Source organism: Nitritalea halalkaliphila LW7, assembly GCF_000265075.1.
GTDB classification, from domain to species: Bacteria; Bacteroidota; Bacteroidia; order Cytophagales; family Cyclobacteriaceae; genus Nitritalea; species Nitritalea halalkaliphila.
Genome location: NZ_AJYA01000008.1, coordinates 37975 through 45851, shown reverse-complemented (window position 1 = coordinate 45851; position 7877 = coordinate 37975). Strand labels below are relative to the sequence as shown.

Sequence of the window (7877 nt, the reverse complement as noted above, 5' to 3'; positions counted from 1 at the left end):
AAACCGGGAGCATCACCTGGGTGGAACAACCGCCTWCSAGSCTTCGGTSCCTTCTCCAAGCGCATCGCTGACACGTTCACGACCGATCGTGAAAAGCTGCAGTGAATTATGTAAAAAAAATCAAATCAATTACCTGCAGTTGAACAGCCGTGATGACATCGTCCTTCCGCTCATCGACCTGTTTAAAAGCAGAAATAAATCCATGAAACGTGGTTAAACGCTTAATCGCCTTCCTTATTTACGGAACCTTCGGGCTCTTTTCGGCTCCGGCCTTCGGCCAAAACGCGGAGGTGTGGGGCTATTTTATGGAAGATTCCCTGAAAATCGGCCAGCCTGCTCACTTTGTTTTAAAGGCGCGCTATCCGGAGCAGCTGAATGTGGTCTTCCCAGACAGCACCTACAGCTATGCCCCTTTTGTCCTTTTAGGACGCCAAACCTTCCCGAGCAGCACCTCCGACGGGCTGACGCTCGACTCCGTAGTCTACCGCATCACGCACTTCGAGATGGATAGTGTGCTCAGCTTGGCCCTTCCCGTGTTCGCCCTTCAGGAGTTTGATAGCCTGATCTATGAGGCCGAAATCCCCTTTCCTATCGCCACGCAGTTTGTGCTGCGCGCCCTTCCCGAATCTTTGGACTTACTCTCGCTAAACACCTACCAGGAAGTGCCGAAAGGCTTTAATATCTGGCTCTGGGGTATCTTAGGGCTCGTTTTCATCGCCGTGTTAGCAGGTCTCCTCTATGTCTATGGGGATCGGCTGCGCCAAAGATGGAGAGTCTTCTTGGAGAAAAGACGCTACAAGCGCTTTAAAACCAAGTGGCAGCAGACGGAAGAAGCCTTCTTGGAGGCCCCTACTATGGAAAAGGCAGACGAGCTCTTGGGCTTGTGGCGCGCCTACATGCAGCATCTCAATCAAAGGCCTTTCCGCGAGTGGACTGCTTCTGAAATCGCTGATTTTATGGAGAATAAGGCCCTGCTGAAGGAATTCCGCGCCATCGAAGCCATCATCTATGCGGCGCCTCCGCTTCGGCCGAAAGCGCACGCGCCTGCCAAGAATTAAAAGCCATCTGCGAAGAAACTTTTGCTCAAAAAATAGCTGCCAGTACGCATGAAAGTAAATAGCCTGTCCGACTTTTTCTCCTTTTTCTGGTTCGCGCCAGATACCTTCCGCTCCTATGAGTGGGAAAACCTCTGGGCTTTGCATTTGCTTTGGGCCGTGCCCCTGCTCCTGCTGATCCGAAAGTTTATCAAGATCCTGAAAACCCGGTGCTCGACCTGTCCATTCCGGGAAAGAAGACCATGCAGAATGTGTGGACCTATCTGCGGCTGGTGCCCACCTTTTATTATTTGTTGAGCATGATTTTACTCACCGTGGCGCTGGCGCGTCCGCAGAAAACGAATGAGCGGGTGGAGCAGTACACAGAGGGAATCGATATTATGCTGGTGCTGGATATTTCGGAGTCGATGGATCTGCAGGATTTCACGCCGAATCGCCTGGAAGTGGTAAAAACTGTGGCGAAGGACTTTATCCGAGGACGGGTGGGGGATCGTATCGGCATCGTAGTGTTCGCAGGGGAGGCCTTTTCGCTGGCGCCGCTGACGACAGACTACGAACTGCTCTCCGACCTGATAAATGACATTACCTTTAACATGATGGATGCGAAGGGCACCGCCATCGGCTCTGCCATCGCGGCAGGTGCTAACCGAATGAAGGAGGACATGGAAAATTCCCGGGTGATGGTGCTGCTCAGTGATGGAGAAAATAACGCCGGTAATGTGGATCCGATTTATGCGGCACAGCTGGCCTCTGCCTTAGACATTAAAATTCATACCATCGCAGTGGGGAAAGATGGTATGGTGCCCTATGGGCAAGATTTTTTCGGTCGCCCCCAGATGATCGAGAGTTACTTAGATGAGACCACCCTGCGTGATATCGCGGAGCTGGGAGGAGGGCAGTTTTTCCGCGCCACGGAGAACGATGCGCTAGATCGCATTTTCGATGAAATCGACGCCTTAGAGAAGTCTGAGATTATCGAGTCACGGTATAAGGAGACCGTAGATTTTTATCGGGTGTACCTCTTTTGGGGGCTCATCAGCTTCTTCGTTTGGCTGGGTCTGAAAAACACGTTCTTGAACAACTTCCTGATGGATTAACCCCTCTGGAGGAGACGTGCTGATGTGGGCCAAGTATGCTTTGCCGCTAGGCGAAAAATAAGAACGAAAAAACGTAAGGTCCCTCTTTCTCTGTTTAGAAGAAGGGATTTTCGCTTTCTTCCTCCGTGTTTATGGTTTCTTCTTCTTCTTCTTCTAGCGCATACTGGCCGATTTGTTCGTAAAATAGGAAGTAGTAAAAGTAAAAGCTGAGCGGCAGGGTGAGTGCGAGCCCAAGTCCTAAGGTGAGGAAGGAGGCCACTAAATTTAGCGCATAGACACTACCTCCGATGAGGAGAAAGTGTAGCCAGTGTTTATGAATAAGCTGCGCGCTGAGCAGGAGGGAGCGCAGGGGATCCAAGCCGAAAAATAAAGCGACTAGGCTTCCATAGCTAAAGGCTACTAACAAATAGACTCCGGGGAGTACAAGTAAAAAAGCGCCCACTAAGGTGGCGGCCTGTCCGATCAGCCAGACCGACACGGCAGGATACATGAAGCGAAAGCCCTGATAAAAGTCTGTGTAGACGATGGGCTCTCCCTGATGTTTTTTATTCGCGACGAGGTAGAAGCCAAAGCAGAGAGGGGGAAGGACGAGGACGCTAAAAATCAGGTACACGGCGGGGTATTCGAGGACCAGTAGCAAGAGGGCCGCCACGATTCCCATGCCATAGACGAAGCTCATCCAGGCATTCTCTTTGAATAATTTCCAGGCGCGCTGTCCTGCCAGGGAGTAGTCTGGCGCCTTTTCAGCGGCTTGTAAGGCTCTTTTGATCGCTTGCTCTTCCATAGGAAAACGGTTCACCCTCGTGCATCCTTACGCAAGGAGGAGTCACGAGGGTGCTGTTATTTACTTTTTATTTGCGAATCTGCAGCTGCAGACGGCCATTTAGCGCGTCATGGCCTCCAGCAGGTCATGCTTGGTGATAATGTGCACCTGATCCTGGGTGTCACGCACCAATACGGCCTTCTCTTTATCGACCATGGAGCTGAGTACATCTAGCGTGCTGTCCAGCGCAACGAATTTCATGGAAGGTTCCATGACCGCTTCTACTTGCTGCTCGCGCAAATCTGGGTTTTCGATGATGCGGGAGAGTAGTTTGCTGTCTGTGATCGAGCCGACCACATGCTGTCCGTCCAGCACAGGGATCTGCGAAACGCTGCTGGAGTGCATCAGCTGGATCGCTTCCCGTACGGTGGTATCTTTTCTGACCGCATGCAGGGTGAAGCTGCCATTTCGAGCGGCTAAGATATCTCGGGCCGTAGCGAACTGCTTATCTTCTAGGAAGCCATGGTTTCGCATCCAGTCATCGTTATAGACCTTACCGAGGTAGCGCGTGCCGTGGTCGGGAAGGATGATGACCATGCGGTCGCCCTCTTTCAGGTTTTGGCGGGCATATTCGAGGGCACCATGTACAGCAGCGCCACAGGACCAGCCGATGAATAGGCCCTCTTCTCGGCTAAGACGGCGCGTCATGACGGCGGCATCTTTATCGGTGACTTTAATAAAATGGTCGATCATGTCGAAGTCGACATTTTTCGGCAGGATGTCTTCTCCGATGCCTTCGGTGAGATAGGGATAGACCTCGTTTTCATCGAAAACACCTGTTTCTTTGTATTTTTTGAAGACCGATCCGTAGGTGTCGATGCCCACGGTGACGATCGCGGGGTTCTGCTCCTTCAGGTAGCGGGCCGTGCCGCACATAGAGCCTCCCGTGCCCACACCAGCGGCGTAATGGGTGATTTTTCCTTCAGAATCCTTCCAGATTTCAGGGCCTGTGGTCTCATAGTGCGCCTGTGCATTCGACAGGTTATCGTACTGGTTCGGGTAGAAAGAATTCGGAATGTCGGCATTTAACTTACGTGCTACCGAATAGTAGCTGCGTGGATCCTCTGGGCTGACATTCGTAGGGCACACGATCACCTCAGCACCCACCGCACGGAGAATGTCGATCTTTTCTTTGGACTGCTTGTCGGCCATGGTGAAGATGCAGCGGTAGCCTTTGGCGATAGCCGCCAGTGCCAGCCCCATGCCTGTGTTTCCACTGGTCCCTTCGATGATGGTGCCGCCGGGTTTTAGGATGCCCGCCTTTTCGGCATCTTCCACCATCTTAATAGCCATGCGATCCTTCATGGAGTTTCCGGGATTAAAATATTCTACTTTCACCAGAATCTCTCCAGGGATACCAGCATTGACCTTGTTTAAGCGAACCAGGGGCGTGTTCCCAATGGTCTCGATGATGGAATTATAAATCATAATAGCGTCCAGTTTTAGAGCAGCAAGTTACTAAATATTTTACTGGGGCTAAAAGATACGGGTCAGAAAATACAATTCTGTATTAAATAGCCGAAATCAGCGAAGAATGTGGGGTGGGGAAGTCTGCTGAGGGTGCTTTTGCGCATGCGCAAATAAGAGGCTGCCCCGATCACCCCACTTTCGGAAAGGGCTGCCTGCCGGATCTGCGTCCGAGTACGCAGCAGCGGATAGGGATGCTGCTGAAAGGTCTCTCGGAGCGCTCCTTCGAAGAGGGGGAAAGCGCGGCTGATGGTGCCACTGAAGACGATGCATTCGGGCGCCAGCACTGAGGCGATTACCTGCGCCAGTGCCCCCAGATGCCGGCCGAAAGTTTCCCAGTGCAGCAGGGCCCTCGACTCACCTGCGCGGGCGGCCTGAAAGCATGCCTCTGGACTGCCCTGGTATTCGCGAAAAAAAAATACCGAAGAGCAGTAGGTTTCGAAGGTGCCCTCCAGATAGGGGACGCTGCACCATTCGCCGGCGGCAGAGAATACGCCACGTACGAGCTGGTCTTGCATGACGATTCCTCCCCCCAGGCCGGTGCCTAGGGAGAGAGTAACGCTACTCTCACTGCCCTGAGCAGCGCCGTTTTTATGTTCTGCGTACGCATGCGCATTCGCATCATTTTCCAGCCTTACCGGAAGCCCAAAACGCGCTTCCAAACGTGCACACAGGGGAAAGTTTTCTAAGCCAGCAAGATTGTTCACCTGCAGGACACGCCCGCCCTGTACGTCGATAAGTCCAGGACTAGCGAGCGCGATGCCTCCCAGCATTTCTCGCTCCAGTTCCTCTTGGATAAGCGCGCAGAGGAAGGCGTAGAAGTCCTCTCCACTGGCTGAGGTAGGCGTGGCTATGCGCCGGTGCTGGCGCAAGGTACCCTCCTGGTAGAGGGCTGCCTTCGTGCTGGTACCCCCGATGTCAATGCCTAAAATAGGAAGTGCTATTCGCTTCATGTGAAAAAGCAGCAGCGCCTCCACGCTGCTGCATAGGTTCTATAGGTGAGAAAATAGATTCATGTAATGGGTTTAACGATCTCATAGAAGCCCTTCCATCGTTTTTTCTAAAGCACGCGCATGCGCCAGAAAAGTAGGCACATCCATATCCTTAAAGAAAATCAAGCCATGGCTGGCGCGCACCTGCGCAGTCTCATGCAGGTAAAAATAATTTTTACCTAGAAGCAGCTGCATGTCATTCAACTGGCTGACCCAAGTGCGCTTAGCGATAGTGCTGAACTTGCCATTATGGGCATAGCTGGGAAAGGATGCATGCACCTGGCTGAGGTAACAGTTCGCAAAACTGTCTTCCATCACCGACATATCGCCCAAGGAAACCGGTACGATTACATCACTTTCATCGGCTTGGAACTGGAACCAGACATTTCGGTAGCCGATGATGCGCAGGTCGCTACAGTCCCGCTCTTTACTCCACTGTCGCACAGCCTCAGCCGTAGCCTGCAGCACTTTATAGTGGGTGTCTGGCCCCGAGCCCTCTGGGTCTAGGGTCAAAGAAATTTTCGTGGGATTCACCTGACGAAAGAGCGCTAAAATCGGCTCCACATCCCGCTTGCGCTCGGGCTGCTCCGTGAAAATATCTCCTGTGTAAAAGCCTAAACGCAAATGATGCACATGCTTGACTTGTACCCCGAAGTGTGCCCAGACCAACTCTTCCTCAAACTCCCGAATCATCCCTTTCAACTTTTGGATTTTTGGCGGGTTTTTTTCGCCATCGTAGGAATTTCGGAGCACGGAGATGACCTCATTTATGGTTTCACGCAATTTCTGGCGATCGGGAATCGCGAAAATTTCAACTAAGGCACGCACTACGCGATGGCACAGGCCACGCAGCCGCTCCCGCTCCTGCTCTGAGGCGACATTCGTCAGGTAATGGTACACGTCTTTATCGGTTTTCAACTTATACCCGCTGCGAAAGAAATCTTCGTACTTGACCATTTGAATTTGTTCCTCATCGAGCAGGCGCTTGGTTTCGATGAGTGTATCGATCACGAAGCGATTCGTCACTGCCGTAAACCCAGAGGTCAGCACTGCGAAATGCGCATCATTACTCCGTTCGTTTAGTTGGTTCGTAATATGGGGCAAAATCCCCAGTGAAATGTCGTCATGGTGAGGCCCTGTGTGCAGCAGCACCTGATGCGTTTCCTTTTCGATGCCTCTATTCAGCTTTTCGATCATGCGGGCGCTGACCTGGGAAATGGTCTCTTCGGAAAGGTCCGGAATCAGCCGCGTATAAGGATCCTGCTTGAGCTCGTCTAGGGTGATACGGTGACCATATTTACCTAATTTTTTACATAAATCCATCACTGCGCGATCGGTTTTCGCATCATTCCAGGGGCCCGTCTGGTAGTAGCGATCGACCTCATCCCGCAGCCTACATGCGGCCCCTTTCGTCAAATAAAAGCGGCTGTTGGGCAGCACCTGCAGGACGGTGGCAGGAAATCGGTTCGATAGCGGCTGTTCTAGGCTCTCCTTGATGATACCGGCCTTCGCCTCTCCCGCGGCGATGATGATGGCCACAGCATCCGGCTTATAGGTAATCGTTTCTAAACCTATGGTGATCACCAGGCGATTAGCAGATACTTCGATCCCCCCTAGGTCACCTGCCGCCACCGCCTGTGTTTCAAAATTCGTTTCCGTCAGGCGCGTCACACTGTAGCGATGCGAGCCCCGTGTATTAAAGGCGATATGTCCATCCGGACCGATGCCCCCGAGGAAGAAGCCGATTCCTCCCATGGCGCGAATTTTCTCCTCATAAGCGCCACACCACTGATCGATCCGATAGATGGATTCCTGTTGGAGGGCTTCCTGCTGGTTTTGCGCTTCGCGGAAGCGCAAAGAAAGGTCTACCCGTAAATCGGGAAAAACCTCTGAGAAATGCTTGCCCTCCGCTAGCGGAATTTCGTCGCAGTTTATTAAAAGCGCATTTTCGCGCTTCAAGCCGAAACCCTTCAGATAAAATTCCTCCACATAATGGTGAAAGCTGTTTTTCTGACGTGCGCTGATGGGGAAAAACTCATCGATTTGCACGAAGTGGAGACCAGAAAGTACGGGCTTGGCAAGTTTTTCCAAGCCATTTTCCTTCCGGATCGCTTTGCCCTTCGGGCTATCCCACTCCCGTAGTAAAAACTGGGTCCATTTTATAAAATATTCGGGTGTTTTTCCGGTGGGCAAGCTGACTACCCCCTCGGGATTAGCCGAAACCCACTCTAAAAACCGACATGCGGTGAGTAGCCCCAGCTTGGGGAAGTTGTCAACTAACACATAAGGAACTCGGGTGCTGATGCTGGCTGCCGGCCTGTGCATGGAAGGCTTGCTCCACGGGGGTGAATGTCTGCGTCGTCATAAGGGATGGTTTATGAAGAGGTAAATATATAAAAAAATTTAATTATGGTAAATACTTCTTATAAAAATTAATTAAAGA

Annotated in this window: 5 protein-coding genes and 2 pseudogenes; 3 read left to right on the top strand and 4 right to left on the bottom strand. The window is 51.9% G+C overall.

The features are described 5' to 3' along the window. The 3 genes and pseudogenes from A3SI_RS20140 to A3SI_RS03520 all read left to right on the top strand — a co-directional run. A pseudogene (locus A3SI_RS20140) lies at window positions 1-217 on the top strand (hypothetical protein); the annotation flags it as partial. Then, window positions 210-1058 (top strand): hypothetical protein, encoded by an 849-nt coding sequence (locus A3SI_RS03525; protein WP_009053669.1) that lies wholly within the window; start codon window positions 210-212, stop codon window positions 1056-1058. The pseudogene A3SI_RS20140 and the gene A3SI_RS03525, both read left to right, overlap by 8 nt. A gap of 48 nt (window positions 1059-1106) precedes the next feature. Next, window positions 1107-2152: pseudogene (locus tag A3SI_RS03520) on the top strand (VWA domain-containing protein). 94 nt (window positions 2153-2246) lie between these two features. Here the strand turns inward: A3SI_RS03520 and A3SI_RS03515 are convergent. From A3SI_RS03515 to A3SI_RS03500, 4 genes are all read right to left on the bottom strand, one after another. Continuing rightward, window positions 2247-2936 carry a hypothetical protein gene (locus tag A3SI_RS03515; RefSeq protein ID WP_040670038.1) on the bottom strand — a complete coding sequence of 230 codons (690 nt, stop codon included), beginning with the start codon at window positions 2934-2936 and terminating at the stop codon, window positions 2247-2249. A 99-nt stretch (window positions 2937-3035) separates the two neighbouring features. After that, a complete protein-coding gene (locus A3SI_RS03510) occupies window positions 3036-4403 on the bottom strand; it encodes a pyridoxal-phosphate dependent enzyme (protein WP_009053666.1) in 1368 nt (455 codons plus the stop codon). A gap of 62 nt (window positions 4404-4465) precedes the next feature. Further along, entirely contained in the window at window positions 4466-5395 is a 930-nt protein-coding gene (locus A3SI_RS03505) for an ROK family protein (protein WP_156810145.1), read from the bottom strand. Window positions 5396-5476: 81 nt separating this feature from the next. Beyond that, on the bottom strand, window positions 5477-7759 hold the full coding sequence (locus tag A3SI_RS03500) for a PIG-L family deacetylase (RefSeq protein WP_009053664.1): 2283 nt from the start codon (window positions 7757-7759) through the stop codon (window positions 5477-5479). Window positions 7760-7877 lie beyond the last annotated feature (118 nt).

Excerpts from the sequence above, each read along its gene's own strand:
- A3SI_RS03505 (WP_156810145.1), bottom strand. The coding sequence starts at position 5,395 with ATGAAGCGAATAGCACTTCCTATTTTAGGCATTGACATCGGGGGTACC.
- A3SI_RS03515 (WP_040670038.1), bottom strand. The coding sequence starts at position 2,936 with ATGGAAGAGCAAGCGATCAAAAGAGCCTTACAAGCCGCTGAAAAGGCG.
- A3SI_RS03510 (WP_009053666.1), bottom strand. The coding sequence starts at position 4,403 with ATGATTTATAATTCCATCATCGAGACCATTGGGAACACGCCCCTGGTT.
- A3SI_RS03500 (WP_009053664.1), bottom strand. The coding sequence starts at position 7,759 with ATGCACAGGCCGGCAGCCAGCATCAGCACCCGAGTTCCTTATGTGTTA.